This is a genomic window from Pseudoalteromonas sp. 0802, assembly GCF_013350085.1.
Taxonomy (GTDB): Bacteria; Pseudomonadota; Gammaproteobacteria; order Enterobacterales; family Alteromonadaceae; genus Pseudoalteromonas.
Map to the genome: position 1 here is coordinate 473360 of NZ_JABVXE010000002.1, position 19517 is coordinate 492876.

15 protein-coding genes are annotated in these 19517 nt (G+C 42.0%); 6 read left to right on the forward strand and 9 right to left on the reverse strand.

All coding sequences use genetic code 11. The features are described from left to right. Positions 1-129: 129 nt before the first annotated feature. On the forward strand, positions 130-3906 hold the full coding sequence (locus tag HUS61_RS06970; RefSeq protein WP_175081624.1) for a S8 family serine peptidase: 3777 nt from the start codon (positions 130-132) through the stop codon (positions 3904-3906). A gap of 69 nt (positions 3907-3975) precedes the next feature. On the opposite strand, the gene HUS61_RS06975 is transcribed toward HUS61_RS06970, so the two are convergent. Then, positions 3976-4251: a hypothetical protein gene (locus HUS61_RS06975; protein ID WP_181447684.1), complete on the reverse strand. Its 276-nt coding sequence runs from the start codon at positions 4249-4251 to the stop codon at positions 3976-3978. A 201-nt stretch (positions 4252-4452) separates the two neighbouring features. Between HUS61_RS06975 and HUS61_RS06980 the strand changes: the two genes are divergently transcribed. Together HUS61_RS06980 and ykgO are read left to right on the forward strand one after the other, a co-directional pair. After that, a complete protein-coding gene (locus HUS61_RS06980) occupies positions 4453-4704 on the forward strand; it encodes a type B 50S ribosomal protein L31 (protein WP_058584106.1) in 252 nt (83 codons plus the stop codon). A gap of 19 nt (positions 4705-4723) precedes the next feature. Beyond that, entirely contained in the window at positions 4724-4861 is a 138-nt protein-coding gene (gene ykgO / locus HUS61_RS06985) for a type B 50S ribosomal protein L36 (RefSeq protein ID WP_058584105.1), read from the forward strand. Between the two features lie 51 nt (positions 4862-4912). Here ykgO and HUS61_RS06990 read toward each other — a convergent pair whose 3' ends face one another. Further along, a complete protein-coding gene (locus HUS61_RS06990) occupies positions 4913-5305 on the reverse strand; it encodes a cytochrome b562 (protein ID WP_175081625.1) in 393 nt (130 codons plus the stop codon). 323 nt (positions 5306-5628) lie between these two features. On the opposite strand from HUS61_RS06990, the gene HUS61_RS06995 reads away from it, so the two are divergent. Further along, positions 5629-8559, forward strand: coding sequence for a TonB-dependent receptor domain-containing protein (locus tag HUS61_RS06995; RefSeq protein ID WP_175081626.1), 2931 nt, complete (start codon positions 5629-5631; stop codon positions 8557-8559). A gap of 158 nt (positions 8560-8717) precedes the next feature. Beyond that, the gene (locus HUS61_RS07000; RefSeq protein ID WP_175081627.1) at positions 8718-9761 is read left to right on the forward strand and encodes an ABC transporter substrate-binding protein; all 1044 of its coding nucleotides are present in this window, start codon (positions 8718-8720) and stop codon (positions 9759-9761) included. A gap of 12 nt (positions 9762-9773) precedes the next feature. Here the strand turns inward: HUS61_RS07000 and HUS61_RS07005 are convergent, their stop codons facing one another. The 5 genes from HUS61_RS07005 to upp all read right to left on the reverse strand — a co-directional run bounded on the left by HUS61_RS07005 (position 9774) and on the right by upp (position 16527). Beyond that, a complete protein-coding gene (locus tag HUS61_RS07005; protein WP_175081628.1) occupies positions 9774-11543 on the reverse strand; it encodes a sugar phosphorylase in 1770 nt (589 codons plus the stop codon). Positions 11544-11555: 12 nt separating this feature from the next. Next, positions 11556-12776, reverse strand: coding sequence for a hypothetical protein (locus HUS61_RS07010; protein WP_054562434.1), 1221 nt, complete (start codon positions 12774-12776; stop codon positions 11556-11558). Next, entirely contained in the window at positions 12769-14511 is a 1743-nt protein-coding gene (locus HUS61_RS07015) for an HAD-IIB family hydrolase (RefSeq protein ID WP_175081629.1), read from the reverse strand. Before HUS61_RS07015 ends, HUS61_RS07010 begins: the two co-directional genes overlap by 8 nt. A gap of 138 nt (positions 14512-14649) precedes the next feature. Next, positions 14650-15888: a uracil-xanthine permease family protein gene (locus tag HUS61_RS07020; RefSeq protein WP_175081631.1), complete on the reverse strand. Its 1239-nt coding sequence runs from the start codon at positions 15886-15888 to the stop codon at positions 14650-14652. 9 nt (positions 15889-15897) lie between these two features. Beyond that, a complete protein-coding gene (upp, locus tag HUS61_RS07025; protein WP_054562437.1) occupies positions 15898-16527 on the reverse strand; it encodes a uracil phosphoribosyltransferase in 630 nt (209 codons plus the stop codon). 192 nt (positions 16528-16719) lie between these two features. On the opposite strand from upp, the gene HUS61_RS07030 reads away from it, so the two are divergent. Next, complete coding sequence (locus HUS61_RS07030) at positions 16720-17538, forward strand: ABC transporter substrate-binding protein (protein WP_175081632.1); 819 nt, start codon at positions 16720-16722, stop codon at positions 17536-17538. Here the strand turns inward: HUS61_RS07030 and HUS61_RS07035 are convergent. Together HUS61_RS07035 and HUS61_RS07040 are read right to left on the reverse strand one after the other, a co-directional pair. After that, positions 17535-18506, reverse strand: coding sequence for a Gfo/Idh/MocA family protein (locus tag HUS61_RS07035; RefSeq protein ID WP_175081633.1), 972 nt, complete (start codon positions 18504-18506; stop codon positions 17535-17537). The genes HUS61_RS07030 and HUS61_RS07035 overlap by 4 nt on opposite strands. Positions 18507-18508: 2 nt before the next feature. After that, entirely contained in the window at positions 18509-19456 is a 948-nt protein-coding gene (locus HUS61_RS07040) for an aminoglycoside phosphotransferase family protein (protein ID WP_175081634.1), read from the reverse strand. Positions 19457-19517: the final 61 nt, after the last annotated feature.

A 19517-nucleotide genomic window follows, 5' to 3' on the forward strand; every position in this document is an offset into this window, starting at 1 on the left:
GTAGGTTTTCATCTGCTTGATCGATAGATTGGTTTGGTTGAGTTATTGCTCTTGTCATATTTGTTGTTTTGACACCTAGCAATAACTCCTTTCTTCCAAACTAATTACATCAAAATACAGGATAAAAAGATGAAACCTTTTCCAAGGCTTGGTCGCTTAAAGGCGACCTACTTAGCCATGCTCGGCTTATCGATTGCCCAACCAGCAACCGCAGAAGAATCATTTGTTACGCAACAAAGTAAAGCGGATGCCCTTACATTCACTTTGATCACTGGGGACAAAGTATCGGCTGTTGTCAATAAAGACGGCAAGCTAGGCGGCATTCGATTAGTGAATGCAGATGGTTCAGATACGTTCACCAGTATCTTTAAACGTGGTAACAACACCTATGTTGTTCCAAACCATGCTCAAGCCTTAGTTGATTCAAATGCGATTGATTTAGAGCTTTTCAATATTAATAAGTTATATGAATCGGGTTACGATGATGCATCAACTGACGCCCTCCCCGTCATTGTTGAATACCGCGACGGCACCCTTGCAGGACCTGCAGTCCCAGCAACGCTTGCTGGTATGTCATTAACCGGTGAAATTGAGCTAATCGACAGCGCCGCATTTGCAATCAACAAAGACAAAGCAGCGCAAACTTGGCAAACCCTGGTTGCACAAGCTGACGTTGAAGGTATTTGGCTTGATGCTGTCGTTCATGCTCACAAGGTTACCCAGTCAGAAACACTGACTCCAACAGTCCCACTAACCGGCGCATATGGTGAGTCAGCGATTAACTATAATGGCGCAGGTATTAAAGTTGCCGTGCTTGATACAGGCTACGATACCGAGCACCCAGACTTACAAGGTCGCGTCATTGCATCCCGCGATTTTACGTATTCGAGCAACGGTGTAGATGACTTAAATGGTCATGGAACTCATACAGCCTCAACCGTTGCAGGCAATGGCCATGAGTCAGCAGGCAAATGGGTCGGTGTGGCACCAGCCGCCGATTTAATTATCGGTAAAGTATTAAGCAATACGGGCTCAGGTTCAACTTACGGTATTTTAAATGGCATGCAATGGGCGGTGCTTTCTGAGCACGCTAATATTGTAAATATGTCATTGGGTGGCACAGCAACAACCTGTAGTGGCCCATTGGTTGAGATGGTTGAAGCGCTTAGCGATAAAGCTTTATTTGTTATCTCTGCGGGCAATAGCTTTACCCGCGAAACAATTGGTTCACCGGGCTGCGCGCCAAGTGCATTAACCGTGGGTGCTATTGATCGTGACGGCAATACGGCGTCGTTCTCTTCACGCGGTCCATCGCCAGATGGCCACTCAGCAAAACCAGATATTGCCTCGCAAGGTGTCTCTGTGGTTGCCGCGGCTTCTGGTGGCTTAGGTGATACGGCCTACCGCGTGTATTCAGGTACATCAATGGCTGCCCCTCATGTTGCCGGTGGTGCTGCAATTGTAATGCAAGCTCGCCAAGACCTTACGCCAAAAGAAATTAAAGACGTGCTCACATCATCCGTATTTAGTGGTGACTCACACGTCCTTGAGCAAGGTGCCGGTGCCATGAATATAGACCGTGCCATTGACCAAGCTATTGTGGCCCCTGCAAACCGTGAACTTGGCTACTTTGATAATGCCAATAGTGCATTTACAGAAACACAGATCACGCTAACAAACACGTCTGATGAAAGTATTAAATTAAAATTGAAATTAGATTTAATCGGTGAAGATGGTAAAACACAATTACCGGCGACCTTGGCAGGATTAGATATTAAATCTGTGACAATCCCAGCCAAAGGTGTTGCTCAAGTCCCTATGTGGATTGACCCTAGTGTGGCACTTAATAACAGTGCTTATGGTGCAATTACAGGTCGTATCACAGGCACAACCGTTGGCAATACCGACCAACAAGTAACTGTGCCAGTATCATTTTGGATTGACCAACCTCACGTTAATTTAACGGTAAACCTGACTGATCGCTGGGGTAATCAAGCAGGCTCGCCATCAAAGCTTTACTTAATTAATGAAGAAGATGATTGGGGCAGTCTTGTTAGGCTCACTGGCGGTAAAGCCAATATCGATGTACCTGCAGGTTACTATACGTTGATTGCTAACATTATGACTTACGATAATCAGCAAACCAGCTCTGGTTTAGTTGAATCAGCGGCACAAATGGCTGTATTAAATCGTAAGATTGATGGCAAAACAGAGATTAACTTTGATGCACGTAACGCTCAACCTGTCACCTTCAAAGCTGACCAGCCTCTTGATCCACAAGGTTATTCATTTGGCTTTACTTACGCGATTGACGATCAAGAAGTTGCGAAGCTTGCAGCTATCGAAATGGCACCTGATTACGTAAATGATATGTATGCATGGTCACAAGGTCATGACGATCGTTTTCGCTCATTTATCACCACCCGCGCAGTGGCTCCAGAAACAACCGTCACGATGCAAAATGGGGTTGAACTTGATTACATCAAACAAGGTTTAGCACTGTCTTTTCATGGTGAAGGCTCTGCAGAAGTAGTGCCAGTAGGTGATGCTGGTTACAGCACTGACTGGAGCCAATTTGAGTTAGACGGAAAAATTGCGCTTATTGCTAACCCTAATTACCTCACGTCTTACATGGTCGGTAATGCGATGAAAAATGGCGCCAGCGGTGTGATTTTTTATCGTCCTGGTCGTGGCGGCCGATATAAAGGGGCAATCACAGGCACACCAAAAGTCCCCGTGATTGGTATTAGTACCGAACAAGGTGAAGCCTTAATGGCAGAAATAGAGGCTGGCAACAATATCGTTAGCTGGTCTGGTATTGCGGCTGAACGCTCACCTTATGCTTATTCAATCAACCATATTACTGATGGCCGAATTCAATCTGGGCAAATCAATATTGCTGAACATAAAATGCATAAAATGAGTGCGTCTTATCACTCGCAAAATGATGAGCGCCCTGCATGGACTGATGTTATGGCAATGACCAACAGTACCGGAGAGTTCTACTCAACAGGTAGCTCACAGTTAATTATGTTGCCTCATCAGCGTGATGAATATTACACAGCAAGTACAAAAAATGCATGGACGAATGTCGTTATGCCAAACTATCAAATTCAAAGTGGTGGCGCTTATTTTGATGGTCCACGCGCTATGACTGAAGGTGCTGAGCAAAGCACTACTTGGTTTAAAGGTCCACGTGCTGGTAGCTTAGGCAGCAGTGGCTCGGCGATTATTAGCCGCGATACCAATGTTCTTTACTTTAACCTTGCCTCGTTTGGCGATGCCGCAAACCATGATGGTATTTTTGGTTATATGGGTAGCTCAGCCTTTGGTTTAAAAGTAAATGGTGAGCCAGCATCTCCGTATCAAGGTACGTTAACTCTTGAGCCGGGCTCTCATCAAATTACCTTAGAAATGCGTTCTTATGCCCGTGGTGTTGGTGAGCGCTCTCCAGTCAATGATAAGCTAGGTTCTCTTTACCAAGGTTTCTATACATTTACGGCTGACGAGCAGCAACAAGGTGTTCAGCCAATTTTAGTGCCTATGGTTGATTTACCTGTTGATATTAATAACAGCATGAAAGCAGGTGAAGCGGCTCAAGTTAAATTAACGGGTTTACTGGACGGTGTAGGTGAAGTGGCGCTGGCAGATGTACAGTTCCAATATGCGTACGGACAAGAATGTACGATTGCTAACGTGCCTGCTTATATCTATTGCCCTGTATCAACGAAGTTCTCAAGCGAAAACTGGTTAGATGCACAGGTTGAACACATTGACGGTGAATGGGTAGCTACGATCCCTAATACTGGAAACGTCGGTGACTTTGTCCATATTCGAACGATTGTTTCTGATTATGGTTCAAGCCAAGCAGAGCAAATTACCATGCGAGCTTACATGTTAGATTAATTAGTTAGCGCTAATCAGCAAAGCCGCCTTCGGGTGGCTTTTTTCATGTAAAAACAACATGATCAAGTATTAAGAATCTAAATGCTCGTACTGACCACGATACACTTCGAAAGTCTTCACAACGGTGTGTTGCTCTTTACTTAGATTATCAAACCAGGTATCGAAACGCTCATCATCATCTTGTTCACTCAGAGCTAAATACTGTGCCAACAACTCAATAATATCGTTGTGAGTACACGACAAGGTGTCTACATGATTAGCTAAAACAGAATGGTCTTTATCGCGAAGCGTGTTCATTACATTTTGATCTAGTTCTTCACGGCTAGTTTTATCATTCACTTCCATATCCCTCTTTAAAATAAGCACGCATACCTAGTTATAACAGCCTTATCGACAATATCCAGCTTTTTAAATCTAACTGCTTATTGATTGTTCAGCTTGTACAAAATTAAGACAAACCAATATAAATAAGAATCATTTTTATCTTGATCCAAATAGTCAACCACCCTATAATCGCTACATTATCACATAACAAAGAGTTCCATTATGAAGCCAAATATCCACCCTGATTACCAGCAAGTCGCGTTTCATGATACAGCGGCAGACAGCTACTTTATTATTGGTTCGACAATTAAAACTTCTCGCACAATTGAACTTGAGGGAAAAACCTACCCTTATGTGCCAATTGACGTATCAAGCGATTCACACCCGTTTTATACCGGTAAGCAAAAAGCCGTTGCAAGCGATGGCCGTGTTGCTGCGTTTAATCGTCGTTTCAAAAACTTAGCGAGCAAGTAATTGCTATTAAGGAAAGAACATGAAAGTGTTAAGTTCATTAAAAAGCGCGAAGAACCGCCCGGGCTGCCAAATCGTAAAGCGTAAAGGTCGTGTCTATGTTATTAATAAAGACAATCCGCGCTTGAAGGCAGTTCAAGGTAAAAAGAAAAAGCGTTAAAAAAGGTGCCTCGGCACCTTTTTTAAATTAAAGTAAATCTAACTCGTTAGTTTATTTATATTTGCCAAATAACAACTCCCAAAAACCTGGCGGCTCATGAAGCTCATGGTATTTCTTACGTAGCTCATCAATAGATTTAAGCGGCGCTTTTGCAGCTTCAAGGCCACGGGTCGTTGCAAGTTGCTTAGCTTGCTTTGCTTGATTTATGACTTTATCAAGCCCTTCTAAAGACGCCGTTTTATGCTGTTTAAAATCAGCTGTTTTGGCAGTCTCTAACAACTCAATAAATTCATCGATAGCGGTATTAAAGGTGGCTAAATCAGTTGCTCGCACTGAGTTTTTATAAGCAAGCCCCATGTTTTTCATATTGGCCTCAAGGTCAATATTGTTGGCCGCGCTCAGACTGGAAAAAACGATTAAAAAACTAATAAAAATGGCTCTCATACACCCTCAACCAAATACAAATTGTGCACCCATTATAAAGCGAAACGCTGCGTAAGCCTAATACAGGCAAAATATTACATCCAACAAAAATATTAAAAGTCAATTAAGTTAGCAATCGCTAACAACTAACACATATAAAAATCTAATCCATACCAAACTTAACTTAACTAACTGTTTCATTTAGCTTTAGTAGCGTACAAATTGATACGCAGTTTTTATTTGCAAAAAATAGGGACAATGATAAAGTCTTAGCCGTTAATATTTTGAAAAAAAAGTTAACAAACCTTGTGTAAAGGATAAAATAAAAAATAACAGGTGAAATAATGAAAAAATATAATATCTTAGGTGCAAGTATTAAACTTGCCCTATGTACATCTGCACTTGCAATCTCTGGTCAGTCTATAGCTGCAGATCAAGAAGGTGCAGAAGCTATTGAAAAAGTACAAGTTATCGGCTCTCGTATTCGAACGGATAGTTTCGCAAGTGAAACTCCTATAGATATAATCACGGTAGAAGATGCAAAAAATGAGGGCATCAAAACCCTAGCTGATTTACTTAGAACCAGTACTGCCGCTGCAGGCTCAAATCAAATTACCTCAGCAATGAGTGTGGGTTATGTTACTGCTGGTGGTAAAGGTACAGAGACTGCATCTTTACGTGGTTTAGGTGCATCTCGTACCCTAATTCTTCTAAATGGACGAAGAGCTGGTCCAGCAGGTACTCGTGGCCAAGTTTCGGCTTTTGATCTTAATACTATTCCACTTTCGACAATTGAGCGTGTAGAAATCCTTAAAGATGGCGCATCTTCATTATACGGTTCTGATGCGATTGCAGGTGTTATCAACATTATTACTAAAAAAGGTGACGATAAATCTGTAAATGTTGATATTAGCCAACCATTTGAATCAGGTGGTGAAGAGCAACGCTTCAATATTAGCTATGGTGAAGAATTTAGTAAAGGCTCCTTCCGTGTAACTGCCGATTATAAAGTTTCAAAAGAGCTGAAACGAGGTGATCGAGACTTTCTGAATTGTACCGAGCGTCTTTTATACAATGCGGATGGCTCTCAAGCTGATCCGATCGATCCTAGAACAGGCAAAGCTAATTGTAATGAAACCGGATACGGCCTTTGGGTATATGGTGCAGGTGCAACAAACGTTGTAGGTAGTGGACCAAATCTAGCATACGACTATGACGGATTCTTCGGTGCAAACGGATATGATAATTACAATAGCACAGCGACTCAACCAGGTGATTTAACCACTCCTGATGGCTGGTATCCTGTTTCTTATGACAAAGAAAGTGATGGTTGGTGGGACCTTCAGCACCCGTTTCTAGACAATGAAAGTATGCGTCCAGAAACTGAAGTGTGGTCAGTATTTGCTCAAGGTGATTACGCAATTACTGATGATATGAAATTGTACGGCGAATTAATCCATAGCTCACGAACGACTACAATGAGTAGTTATAGACAGTTTTGGATTGGTGATATTGGCCCTCAAGCTGCAGACCTATTTGATGGTTTCTCTGGAAACGCATTTTTAATGCCTGTTGCATTATCTGATCATTACGGTTCTGAGACGACTGTTGATTACACGCGTGCTGTAGTTGGTTTAGAAGGTAGCCTAGGCGATTGGTTGTGGGATGTTTCTTACCAAAATAGTTACAATGACGGTGAATATCAGCAACAGATCTTCTTAAGAGATTCGCTTGTGATGTCTCAGCTAAATTTAGCTAACGGCGTTCAATGTAATGGTGAAGTAACTGAGTTTTCAAAAAGAACTTGTGTAGATATCCCTTGGACTGATCCAAATTTCTTAGCTGGAAACCCATCTCAAGAGGTTAGAGATTTTATTTTTGGTGAAGATATCGGTAATACTATTTATAAGCAACAAACTTTAGATGCTTATATTACTGGTGACTTATTCGATTTACCTGCAGGAACAGTTGGATCTGCATTTGGTCTTTCAATTCAGAAGGATGAAATCGAAGACACGCCAGGAAAACATACATTAGATGGTAACTCTTGGGGTCTAACAGGAGCGGGGATCACTGCGGGCTCACAAATCACACGAGCTGTGTATGGTGAAGTCAAAGTACCTGTTGTAAAAGATCTATTTTTGATGAACTCGCTTGATCTATCAGCGTCATTCCGTTGGACAGACGTTAATACTTATGGCAACGATACAACATATAAATTAGGTCTAAATTGGGAAGTAGTTGAAGGCTTTAATATTCGTGCTAACCGCGGCAGTTCTTTCCGCTCGCCAGCACTTTATGAACTTTATTTAGCAAACCAATCTGGTTTTGGTGGACAATTAGCAGTCGATCCTTGTTTGAATTGGTCTGAAGAATTTGCCGCAGGTAATATTACTCAGACAGTTGCAAACAACTGTCAGGCAGATGGGATCCCTGCTGATTATGCTCTAGGCGGTAGCTCTGCAACTATTTATACAAGTGGTGGTGAAGGACGATTAAAAGCTGAAACTGCGGTCACAGAAACTATTGGCTTTGTTTGGAGAAGTCCAGAAGACACCTATGCTCTTTCAATAGATTATTACAACATTTCGATTGATGATGAAGTGACTAGCTTAAGTGGCGGTGATATTACGTCTCAATGTTATGAATCTAAAGATTTTGCAAATGAGCCGTTGTGTGACCTTTTCACTCGTCGAGATGGTTCTAATAACGACTACGGTATTGATGAAATCTATAGTGGCTATGTAAATGTTGCTAGCCAAAATGCTCGCGGTGTCGATTATAACTTCACATACCAAGATATGTTTGACTTTGGCTCAATTCGATTCCGATTAGAACATACAATGCAAATTGAACGTACTTATCAGTTATTCGAAAATAGTGAGCTAAACAATGAAGTTGGCGAGATGGGTGAACCTAAGCATGTTGGTAACGCATCACTAACTTATGGCTGGGATGATTACAGCTTGACTTGGACTGCGAATTACTTCGACTCTACAAACGATTATGAATATAACAATGATTCGAATCTAACAACATACCGTGGAGAAGAAGTTCGTTTCGTTGGTGAAACTAGATGGACAACTTATCACACTCTTTCGGGTTCGGCTAACTTCTCAGGCGGTTGGAGCGCGACAATGGGTGTTGCAAACTTATTTGATAAAGAGCCTCCTCGCTTATCGAGCACGGAGTTCCAAGTAGGTAATGCGGCATTGTATTCTCAATACGACTCAATTGGCCGACGTGTATTCGCCAATGTAACATTCGAGTTTTAATTTAGCGTTATAATTTCAATTTGATTCTCTTGGGGCTGCACATTTGTGCAGCCCTTTTTCTATCAGAAATTAAAAAACTATCCTATTCCAATCATTTACTTAAAACCTACCAATTCGCGCTATACTCTACCCTATCGGCCTTTTAACTTAATAAGACTATGCTCAAAACGGTATTTTTCATTATCTGCCTATTTTGCTTACCGAGTGTTTTTGCCAAGCAAAATATTATTTTTATAAACCCAGGTCATGCCGATACCAATGTCACAGGCCCGTTTTGGTTTGAAGTGTCGCAGTTGATGCGTGATGCTGCCAAAGACTTTGATCTCGATTTAACAATTCATTATGCCAACCGAAATCATATTGAAATGAAGTCATTAGTGGCTAAAGCGATAAAAGCAAAGCCAGATATGCTGATTTTAGTTGATGAGAAAAGTGTGCTTACCCAACAACTTTTAAGCTTAAAGCACATCTCTACGCCCATCTATTTTTTACTTAACCGCCCATCAAAACAAGAACTAAAACGTTTGATTGATCATGGCATTAATATCGCAGGTAGCGTAGTGCCCGATAACAAACAAGCGGGGCAACTATTAGCCGAAAAGCTATTTGAACAAGCTCAGCACACGGCAAATATTCTTGCGATTAATGGTGATTACACTACCCATGCAGCACTTGATAGAGAGCAAGGTTTAGAGCAAAGTGTTCAAGCGTATGATAATGCTACTATCACCGCTAAAACAGTTGCCAACTGGTCAGCAACACAAGCGTATCGCCAGAGTCTTGGCTACTTTAGCCATCAATCTAACATCAATATGGTTTGGGCTGCCAATGATGCCATGGCATTAGGGGCGATTGCAGCGCTTGATGAGTTAAATAAACGCAAAGATGTATTGGTTGGCGCAATAAATTGGCCGCTCAGAGTTGTGGCAGAAAAAATAGACGTCACTATCGGTGGTCATGTCACGCTAGGAGCTTTAGCTATAGTAAATGTTCATGATCTACTCAATAATTACGCAACCGGAGCTATGCATCATGAAGTGGCTATTTTCAGTCAACATAACGAACAAACGCTTAAGCTAGTTGAACAAATTCACAGTGATAACCTAGCAATTAACTTTCGCGTTTTCAGTAATGCGAATAAAAATGCCCTTCCCTTCAGTGTTGAATCACTTCTTTTAGAGGTAACCAATAGCAAACTGTAAAGGGCATTTACATTATTTATTGCTGAGCCATACAGCTTGGTATGGGGTTAGCGACATTGTTTGTGTTTGCTCAGTAATTTGCTCACCGCTGATCAAATCTCGCCATTGCTCGGTACCAATCAAATTTAAGTCGGCAAGCGTAAGCGTTTGCGGCTCGTCACTAATGTTATAAACACAAAACATACTTTGCGAACGGTTGATACTTTGTCGCCAAAAACCAAAGAGCCCTTCGCTTAAATGTAACGTATATTGCGTCGCATTAGGGTGAAATGCACTTTGCGCCTTACGAATAGACATTAGGTTTTTCATCGCTTTAAACACAGTACGATGATGGGCATTTTCATTACTCAGCTTTGCTAGTAAATCTGACTCTTGCCAGCGGTGTCGGTTAATCGCTCGGTTATGTTGGCTGTTTTCAAAGCGTTCATAATCATTGGTGGTACCGAGTAAGCTGTGAATATACAAACCTGGAATACCTTCAAGCGCAAACATAATGGCATGCGCACATAAAAAGCGTGCAACACCCCATTTATCTGGGCCTTTATGGGTACCTTGCAACGCATCAAATAAGGCAATGTTTAACTCATAAGGTGTATTGGTGCCATCAGGTGCGGTGCGTAATGAGACTTTACCGCCATATTTAGCCGTAGTATTGACCATTTCGGCAATTTCACTTTGCTCCAACAAGCCTTCAACGGGGCGCAAGCCAATACCATCATGTGAAGCTATAAAGTTAAAGTATGCCGTCCCTTCTTGAGGAGGTGGCATACTCATCATCCAATGTTTTAATGCGGTACTGTCGCCACTGAGTAAGGTATGTAATAACAGCGGTGGTAATGAAAAGTTGTAAATACAATGCGCTTCGTTGGCATTACCAAAGTACGATAGGTTTTCGCGGTTCGGGATATTAGTTTCTGTGATAATAATCACATTAGGCTCAAAATGCTCAATAAGGGTGCGAAGCAGCCTGATCACTTCATGTGTCTCAGGCAGGTTAATGCAGCGGGTATTGAGTTTTTTCCATAAAAAAGCCACCGCATCAAGGCGGAATATACGCACACCGTTATCTAAATAATGACGAATAATGCTGACAAATTCATTGAGCACATCTGGGTTAGCAAAATCAAAGTCGACTTGGTCATGACTAAAGGTACACCACACATGTTGCAAACCGTCTTTAGTTTCAACCGCCTGTAAAAGGGGTGATGTTCTCGGGCGAACAACTTGCACAAGGTCATCACTCTGGCTTGCCGTTTTAAAATACCCTTTTCCCGGCTCTTTGCCCTGAATAAAGTTTTCAAACCAAACGCTGCGGCTAGAACAGTGGTTGATCACCAAATCTGCCATCAACCTAACATCCGCTGAAATATCACGGATATGTTGCCAACTACCTAACGCTTCATTCACTTGCACATAATTCATTACCGCGAAGCCTTCATCTGAGCTATATGGGTAAAACGGCAAGATGTGTAGTGCATTAAGCTCGGGTAAGCATTGGTTTTTTACAAAGCGATGTAACGTATGCAAAGGCGGCTCTTCAGGCTTAGCAACGGCTTCATCCGTATTAGCATGACGAATAATCGAATCACCGTAGGCAATTAAAATCATATCTTGCTCATCCCAACGGTTTTTATGCGGCGTTGGGTCTCGAACGGGATCATCACCTAACATGGTATTGATTAATCTATCTGCGAGTTGTTCAAGCGTTGTTGATAACTCAACTTCGCCGTAGATGCAGGTTAAATGCTGAATAACCCTTTGTTGCAAAAGCTCTAAAGTCACGTGCCTTCCCCGTTAAATATATTCTTTGTTATCAAGCTCTACGGCTTCTTCTAAGCGAGCAAACACCTCTGGCATTGCCGAAGCTACTCGGTTCCAACTCGGCACAAAGGGTGCTTCCATTGGGTTTTCTAAAAAGTGCTGACCTGCATTCATAATATTTTGAGCAAACATTTCAACGGCTTTTTCTTCATGATGAATATCAAGTGTTAAGCCATTCATTAACGCATCGTTGTGATAAGTTTCAATAAAATCGAGAGCAATACGGTAATAGGTTGCCTTTAATGAGCGAATCGTTTCTGTCGTAAAAGTCACCCCTTGGGTAGCCAGCTTTCTAAATAAAGCTTTGGTGATATCAATCGACATTTTCGACAAGCCCGCCGCTTGGTTTTCTAGCGATAAGTCTTGGTGTTTGTGATCATAGTTATCAGCAATATCTACCTGACATAAACGGTTATGCGAGTAATTACGATACATCTCTGATAGCACGCCAATTTCTAAGCCCCAGTCACTTGGAATACGAATATCATTAAGTACATCGCGACGGAATGAAAACTCACCCGCTAGCGGGTAACGAAACGAATCCATATATTCTAAGTAATCGTTGCTGCCTAATATTGTTTTAAACGAACGCAATAACGGCGTTACCAGCAAACGTGACACACGGCCATTAATTTTGCCCTCAGCGGTGCGCGGGTAAAAGCCTTTACAAAATTCATAGTTAAAACGAGGGTGAGCAACGGGGTAAATTAAACGTGCTAATAGCGCTCTGTCGTAAGTCAAAATATCGCAGTCATGCAGTGCAATTGACTCTACTTTTGAGGTTGCCAACTTATAGCCCATGCAATACCAAACATTGCGACCTTTACCTAGCTCTCGTGGCGCAACGCCCAATTTTTGTAGTTCTTTATCAAGAGCTTGTAAACGCGGGCCATCATTCCAAAGTACCTTATGAGGCTGATCAAGCTCCGCAAAAAACTGCAGTGCATGGCGATATTGGCTTTCATCAGCGCGATCTAGACCAATGGTAATTTGCGATAAATAAGGCACATGTTTCAGCTCAGCAATAATATTTTGCAGAGCGGGTCCTTCTAGCTCACTGTAAAGCGAAGGTAAAATTAGGCCCATTGGGCGTTGTTTTGAAAAGCCCAACAACTCTTTTTCTAGTTCTTCTACTGGGCGGTCAGCAATATTGTGTAAGGTCGTGATAATGCCATTTTGATAAAAATCAGCCATGAGATTGCTCCTGTTTTGCTGCAAAACGCGTTTTGATGATAGTTAACGCTGAAACTTCTTGAACCCAACCAGCTGGGGCTGGTTTTTCGCTGAGCTGCCATGCTTTTTGTAATATTTGTGATTGCACTTGGCTGCCAGGGTTATTGATTAAAATAGCGGTGTCGGCCGCTTTGAGCATGGCTACATCGTTTTGACTGTCGCCAAGGGCTATCACAGTAAATGGATTGCGATAGGCTTTTTTGAACTGATTTAACAGCCACTTTTGTGCAAGTCCTTTATTGTTACCTTTGGTTAAATGGATAAAACGCCCGCCAACAAGCACTTCGTAGCCTGCTTGGCTCATTGCATCTATCAAACCTTGCTTTTCTTCCTCACTACCCGAAAAACAAACCGGATCTGAGTACTGTCTTTGTAGAGCCAATTCACTTTTATCGACGGGGAGTCCTGTTAACTCGGCTATTTCTTGTGCACTAAATTGGCTAAACAAACGTACACAATGACTAAATTGGCCCGCATATTGTTTAAGATCTTCATGCAATTTATCGGTACTTTGCGTCATGGCAAAGCGCCAATAACCTTTATATTCATCACAGCCAATCGGCTTTACTTTGAAATAGTCTTTCGGGATATAAACAGCAGCACCATTTTCCACAATAAAGGGCTGGTGATGATCCAAACCTTTTTGAATATCAGTGACTTCAGCAAAGGTTTTGCTGGTGTTAAAAATCACATTGACACCGGTATCATTCAACTTTGCCAAAAATGGTTTGATCACCTCACATTCGTAACTATCGTGATCGAGCAATGTGCCGTCTAAGTCAGTAAAAATAAGTGGCTGAGCAATCTGGTCAGCGAGAAGTTCCATCTTGGTGATATCACGCTCGGTATCAAGCAATAATAACGCATCCACGCTGTGCGCAAGAGTGGCTAAGTTTTCCCGCGTAATACGTTCAAAATGAGAGATAAAACGCTTTAAACTCACTTCGTCAAACGTGCCCTGCCCCTGGCCTTTTTTGGCAATTAGTTTATGCTCTTGCTCTAAGCGCCACGCATACACATCTTCAAATGAAGGCGCTTTTAGCATAATGGTGTAATCGGCCATTGCGAATACATTTTGATATTCATTCGCTAAGCAACTATTTACGCAGCGACGCCAAATGCCGTCGGCATCTTCTAGTTGCTCTAATTCATTTACCGGAGTTTGCAGTTGATAAGGCTGCTGAGGTGTACTGGCTACACACCAGCCTTCAAAAAACACGATATCAATCGGCTTTTGATTACTAGACCACTGCTCTTTTGGCACTGGATCATCAGTTAGTTTATCAAATTGAGGTAATGGCACTTCCACTTTACCTGCCAACAAAGCTGATAAGGTTTGTTCCATTAATTGCGTATCATGCGTACCCGGTACACCACGACTCGCAAACAAAGGATGAACATCTTTAGCAAGCTCGTTGCGTGCATCACGACTTAAATAAAAGTCATCGATTGATAATGACACGCTATTAAATTCGGTATTGCTATTAACCCAGGTCACTAAGAAATCAGCGAGGGTCGTTTTACCTGACCCTTGGCAGCCGTTAATCGCCACCAGCATAGGTTGGCCGGTCATTTTTGCGCTTAAGATATCGTGCGCGAGGGGTATAAAAAACTGCTCACTTAAGTATTGATACTTGAGTGGTAACTGATGCTTCGCTAAAAACGGGGTAATATCCACAACATTTGCCTCTTGCATAATCGCTCCTACCAGTATGACATAGAGATAAATGCAGTTAGTAGACCAGTTTTATAATTCCTTATTTTTTAAATGGTTACAAAAAAAGCGCATATTTAATGCGCTTTTTTGGTGCAATATTCAAGCAGTTTTTAAGTTCTAATTAGCTTGTTGCACTGCTTTGGGGAGAACAGCATTTAAGATAATCCCCAAAATTGCGCATAAGCTCACACCTTGCAAACTAAACTCATCACCACCGATATGCATACCACCAATACCAAACACTAAAATCAGTGCGATGATAGTCAAGTTGCGAGGCGCGGTAAGGTCTTCACCTGATTTTACTAAGGTATTTAAACCAACAACGGCGATAGAGCCAAATAGTAAAATCATGATGCCGCCCATCACAGGTACCGGAATCGTTTGTAAACCAGCACCCATTTTTGCCACAAACGCCAGCACAATAGCGATGATTGCGGTCCAAAGCATCACTCGAGGGTTGAAGTTACGTGTAAGCATTACCGCCCCCGTTACTTCAGAGTACGTTGTATTAGGTGGACCACCAAAAACCGATGCCGCAGAAGTTGCTAAGCCATCACCCAAAAAAGTACGATGTAAACCCGGTTTCTTTAAATAGTCTTTACCTGTTACTTGGCTAATAGCCATCATGTCGCCAATATGTTCAATTGCTGGCGCAATGGCCACAGGCACCATAAATAAAATAGCTTGCCATTTAAACTCAGGATAAGTAAATGCCGGTACCGCAAACCAGTTTGCTTCGGTGACCGCATTAAATTCAACAATACCTATAAATAACGAAGCAAGGTAACCTGCTACCACACCAGCAAGAATAGGAATAAGTTTAAATACACCTTTACCCCATACCGCAAAAATCAGCGTAACCAGTAATGATAAACCAGAAACCCAAATTGCTTGCTCATAAGGAACTAATTGTGCACTGCCATCCCCTGCTTTACCCATTGCCATATTCACAGCAACGGGGGCTAAGGCTAAACCAATCACCATAATCACAGGGCCAACAACCACAGGAGGTAACACTTTATGCAGTGCATTCACGCCTTTAAATTTTACTATCAAGCTAAGCGCAAAATAGCAAAAGCCTGCCACCATCAAACCGCCCATAGTTGCGGGAATGCCCCACATTTGCACCGAGGCGATAATAGGTGCGATGAAAGCAAAAGACGATGCTAAAAAGATGGGAACTTGGCCTTTGGTAACCACATGAAACAGTAAAGTTCCTAAACCTGCGGTAAATAAAGCCACATTGGGATCAAGGCCTGTTAGTAACGGCACAAGTACTAGTGCGCCAAATGCTACAAACAGCATTTGCGCGCCAGTTAGAATAGTTTTTAACGAAAATGTTTGATGGTTTTCCACGTGAGCGCCTTACACTGTGCCAAAAATCTTGTCACCGGCATCTCCTAAGCCTGGAATGATATATCCTTTTTCGTTTAAATGACTGTCTAAAGATGCTGTGAAAATTTCAACATCTGGGTGGGCTGCAAGGGTTTTTTCTACGCCTTCTGGTGCAGCTACTAATACAATCACTTTAATATCTTTACAGCCTGCTTTTTTAAGCATATCGATAGTTGCAATCATTGAACCACCGGTTGCAAGCATTGGGTCAATAACAAGGCTTAAGCGCTCATCAATTTTACCAACCAACTTTTCAAAATAAGGCACTGGCTCCAATGTTTCTTCGTTGCGCTGAAGACCAACAACACTTACTTTTGCAGCAGGTAATAACTGCATTACGCCATCCATCATACCAAGGCCGGCACGAAGAATAGGCACAACAGTAATTTTTTTACCTTTGATATGTTCTACATCTAATGTTGAACCATCCCACCCTGTGATTTGAACACTTTCTAATGGTAGGTTTTTTGTTGCTTCGTAAGTAAGCAAAGTACCTACTTCAGACGACAGCTCACGAAAACTTTTAGTACTAATACCTTCTGCACGCATAAGGCCAAGTTTGTGTTGAACTAACGGATGAGTAATTACATGGATAGACATAAGTAGAACCTAAATGAGATAAATTACGCCTATTTTAGCGCAAAATAGTCTTCTCGACTGCAAAAAATGCATGTTCATCGCATTAATTCTTTGAATTGGTCTAAAATTACACTATCAGCTGCAAATATTAATTTTTTTGCAACAACACGCACCGGCAATGTTTAACATTTTATTTATTTTGGGCCCGCAGTAATGAAAACGTTTATCTTCACTTCGATACTACTTTTGTGTATTTGCCTACCGGTCCACAGTGAAACACTCGAAATTCAAGTTATGGCTGACTTTGTTCCGCAAGATGGCGGTAACCCTGAGAATGAGGCCACCACGTTTTTGCTGGCTGTAGCAGCTGAATTAGGCGATGAAATCAGCCTACATTTTATACCTGCAAGCCGCTTAAGAGAGTGGCAGAAATTAGGCAAAATGAATAATGTTTGCTTGTACAATAAATTAAAAACCCCAGAGCGTGAAGCTCATGCTGTGTTTAGCCAGTACCCTCTAATGGCTTTTCCCCCAAATAAGCTAGTGGTATTTAATAAGCCCACCATTCCAGACGCTGTTACCCTACTACAAGCTATCTATTACTATGACTTAACAATTGGCGTCACCAAAGGCCGTTCATACTCAGAAGAGATTGATAAGTTTGTCCGTTTAAATGATGAGCACTTTTTTATACTCGATGGGGCAACAAATGCACCAAGGCTCGGGCAAATGTTATTTCAAAATAAAATTGATGCCGTTTTAGAATACCAAACTGTATTTAGCAACCGTTATAAACGTTTCCCCGGTCTGAGTAGTATTCGTTATATCAGCCTTAAACCAGAAAAAGCCGCCGTGTTTGGTTATATTGCTTGTTCACCAACAGAGGTCGGCAAACAAGCAATCGCGCTGTTCAATAAAGCGCTTAAAACAGAAAAGGTACGCACATTAATTAGTGAGCGCCTAATGGAGTTATTTCACGAAGGTGAAAACACACAAATAGTAAATGCCTTCAATGCAGCGTTTGAGCACTAAGCCGATAAAATCTGCTCCATAACCCAACTTGTATGAAGTGCGCTCTCACCGGTTGATGGGTGGGGTTGCTGAGCATGAAAATAGTTCGCCATGTTTTCAACATGATATTGTTGAATATGTGCAGGGTTATCAATTACGAACTCTTGTTTGCCCTGTGCGTTGTTAAGCACAATCGGTTTTTCGTCAAACACACTAAAGCTAAGCTCGCCTTCACTGCCATAAATCATCACATCATCAAAACGATTTGCTGAAGCAAAGTTCCAGCTCCCGGTGCCGGTAACACCACATTGATGCTGCCAGTGAGCGGTAATAGCATCGAATGCTGAATATAAGCCTTGTTGATTAGCACATAAACCATGCACCTTATTAAAATCACCTAAAAGGTAGGCAAGTAAATCAAGACCATGGCTGGCTAAATCGTCGAAGTAACCTCCTCGTGCCACATTTTGATCTGTGCGCCAGTTGTAATCACCCGATAAATCAAGAGCGTTAGGAGCTTTACTTAAATGCCAACTAACATGACGAGGCTTACCAATGGCACCTTGTTCTAATAACTGTTTAACGTGATTAAAGCGTGGTAATGAACGGCGATAATAAGCCACAAATAGCGGCTGTTTAGCCTCTTTAAACGCTGCGACAATATCAAGGCTGTCTTGATAACTTGGCGCCAGTGGCTTTTCAATACAACAAGGTTTACCTGCCGCAGCAACCTCAAGAGCATACGCTTTATGGCTATCTGGCGGCGTGGCAATATACACTGCATCAACACTGTTATCGTTAATGAGTTCGCTTGGCGATGCGAACACCTTTGCGACATTATGGCGTTTAGCGTAATCATGGGCTTTTTCTAAGTCGCGGCGTGTCACCCCAATAAGCGCAATACCTTCTGCTTGTTGATAAGCAGGGCCGCTTTTCACTTCGGTTACAGCACCACAGCCGATAATGGCAAATCGCATTGGCTTATTCATTGCTAATCCTTTATTTTTAAATACGTTACAAATTGCTGCTGCATGTAGCCGTTTATTTTTGCATGATCAGGGCTCCAACCTGCTAAAAAGCGATAAAAATCGCTCCATGCGTAACACCAAAGCGCTCGCCAACTGCTAACAACATGCGCTGGGTTTACATTCGGTTGATAACGTTTTAGTGCCTGTGTGAGGGTGTCAAAATAGCGATTTAAATAGTCATCGGCAACTGATTTTAATGCCGTATCATCTAAGCAACTGCCTAAAAAATACATGACATCAATCACCCCAACACCCTTGCCAACATATTGAAAATCATAGCCAAGAACATGCTGGTTTTGTGGCGCAATCGCAAAATTGGCAAGCTTAGCATCGCCATGAATTAACGTTTGATATGGTGACTCACTCAGCGCTATATCAATAGCGTGTGCCTGCGCTTTTAAGCTTAAATCACTCATGCGTCGTAGCTCATCAGGCCGCGTTGCTAAATGCCAATAACTACCGCGCGGCCAAAGGCCATCGGCAGAACTTGCTAAATGAAAAGCATGAAAGTGTGCAAGCCAGTTTATAATTGCTTCAATGTCATTGTGTGTAGCACTTGCAGGCTGGTAGCCAAGCGCACTGAAATCACTAAATACCAGCGCTTGTTTACTGCCCTCTTGTATTGCCTCAATACAGTGGATAGCCGCAGCTTCATGGGGTAATTGCTTAGCGTAATGCCGATACCAATTAAATTCGACTAAGTAAGATTGGCGCTTTCTGGCAAGTGCAAAATCACTTTGTTTTATACGACTATGATTGATCTGGCTAGGCACTTCAATCGCTTTAATTACCGTCGCAGTACCATTCATTTGGCAACGAATAATCTCACCGCACCCGCTCCACACTGATGCCGCTTGCTGTAGCTCTGTAATGTTTGAAAAGTGAGAAGTAACAAATTGCCTAAGATCCATAACGCTCTGTACTTTATATAAACTGATGGCAATGGTAGGTGAAATTAGCTATTGGCACAAC

What these genes read in the sequence shown, in the direction of transcription:
- HUS61_RS06970 (WP_175081624.1), top strand. Translation starts at nt 130, where the DNA reads ATGAAACCTTTTCCAAGGCTTGGTCGCTTAAAGGCGACCTACTTAGCC.
- HUS61_RS06975 (WP_181447684.1), bottom strand. Translation starts at nt 4,251, where the DNA reads ATGGAAGTGAATGATAAAACTAGCCGTGAAGAACTAGATCAAAATGTA.
- HUS61_RS06980 (WP_058584106.1), top strand. Translation starts at nt 4,453, where the DNA reads ATGAAGCCAAATATCCACCCTGATTACCAGCAAGTCGCGTTTCATGAT.
- ykgO (WP_058584105.1), top strand. Translation starts at nt 4,724, where the DNA reads ATGAAAGTGTTAAGTTCATTAAAAAGCGCGAAGAACCGCCCGGGCTGC.
- HUS61_RS06990 (WP_175081625.1), bottom strand. Translation starts at nt 5,305, where the DNA reads ATGAGAGCCATTTTTATTAGTTTTTTAATCGTTTTTTCCAGTCTGAGC.
- HUS61_RS06995 (WP_175081626.1), top strand. Translation starts at nt 5,629, where the DNA reads ATGAAAAAATATAATATCTTAGGTGCAAGTATTAAACTTGCCCTATGT.
- HUS61_RS07000 (WP_175081627.1), top strand. Translation starts at nt 8,718, where the DNA reads ATGCTCAAAACGGTATTTTTCATTATCTGCCTATTTTGCTTACCGAGT.
- HUS61_RS07010 (WP_054562434.1), bottom strand. Translation starts at nt 12,776, where the DNA reads ATGGCTGATTTTTATCAAAATGGCATTATCACGACCTTACACAATATT.
- HUS61_RS07015 (WP_175081629.1), bottom strand. Translation starts at nt 14,511, where the DNA reads ATGCAAGAGGCAAATGTTGTGGATATTACCCCGTTTTTAGCGAAGCAT.
- upp (WP_054562437.1), bottom strand. Translation starts at nt 16,527, where the DNA reads ATGTCTATCCATGTAATTACTCATCCGTTAGTTCAACACAAACTTGGC.
- HUS61_RS07030 (WP_175081632.1), top strand. Translation starts at nt 16,720, where the DNA reads ATGAAAACGTTTATCTTCACTTCGATACTACTTTTGTGTATTTGCCTA.
- HUS61_RS07035 (WP_175081633.1), bottom strand. Translation starts at nt 18,506, where the DNA reads ATGAATAAGCCAATGCGATTTGCCATTATCGGCTGTGGTGCTGTAACC.
- HUS61_RS07040 (WP_175081634.1), bottom strand. Translation starts at nt 19,456, where the DNA reads ATGGATCTTAGGCAATTTGTTACTTCTCACTTTTCAAACATTACAGAG.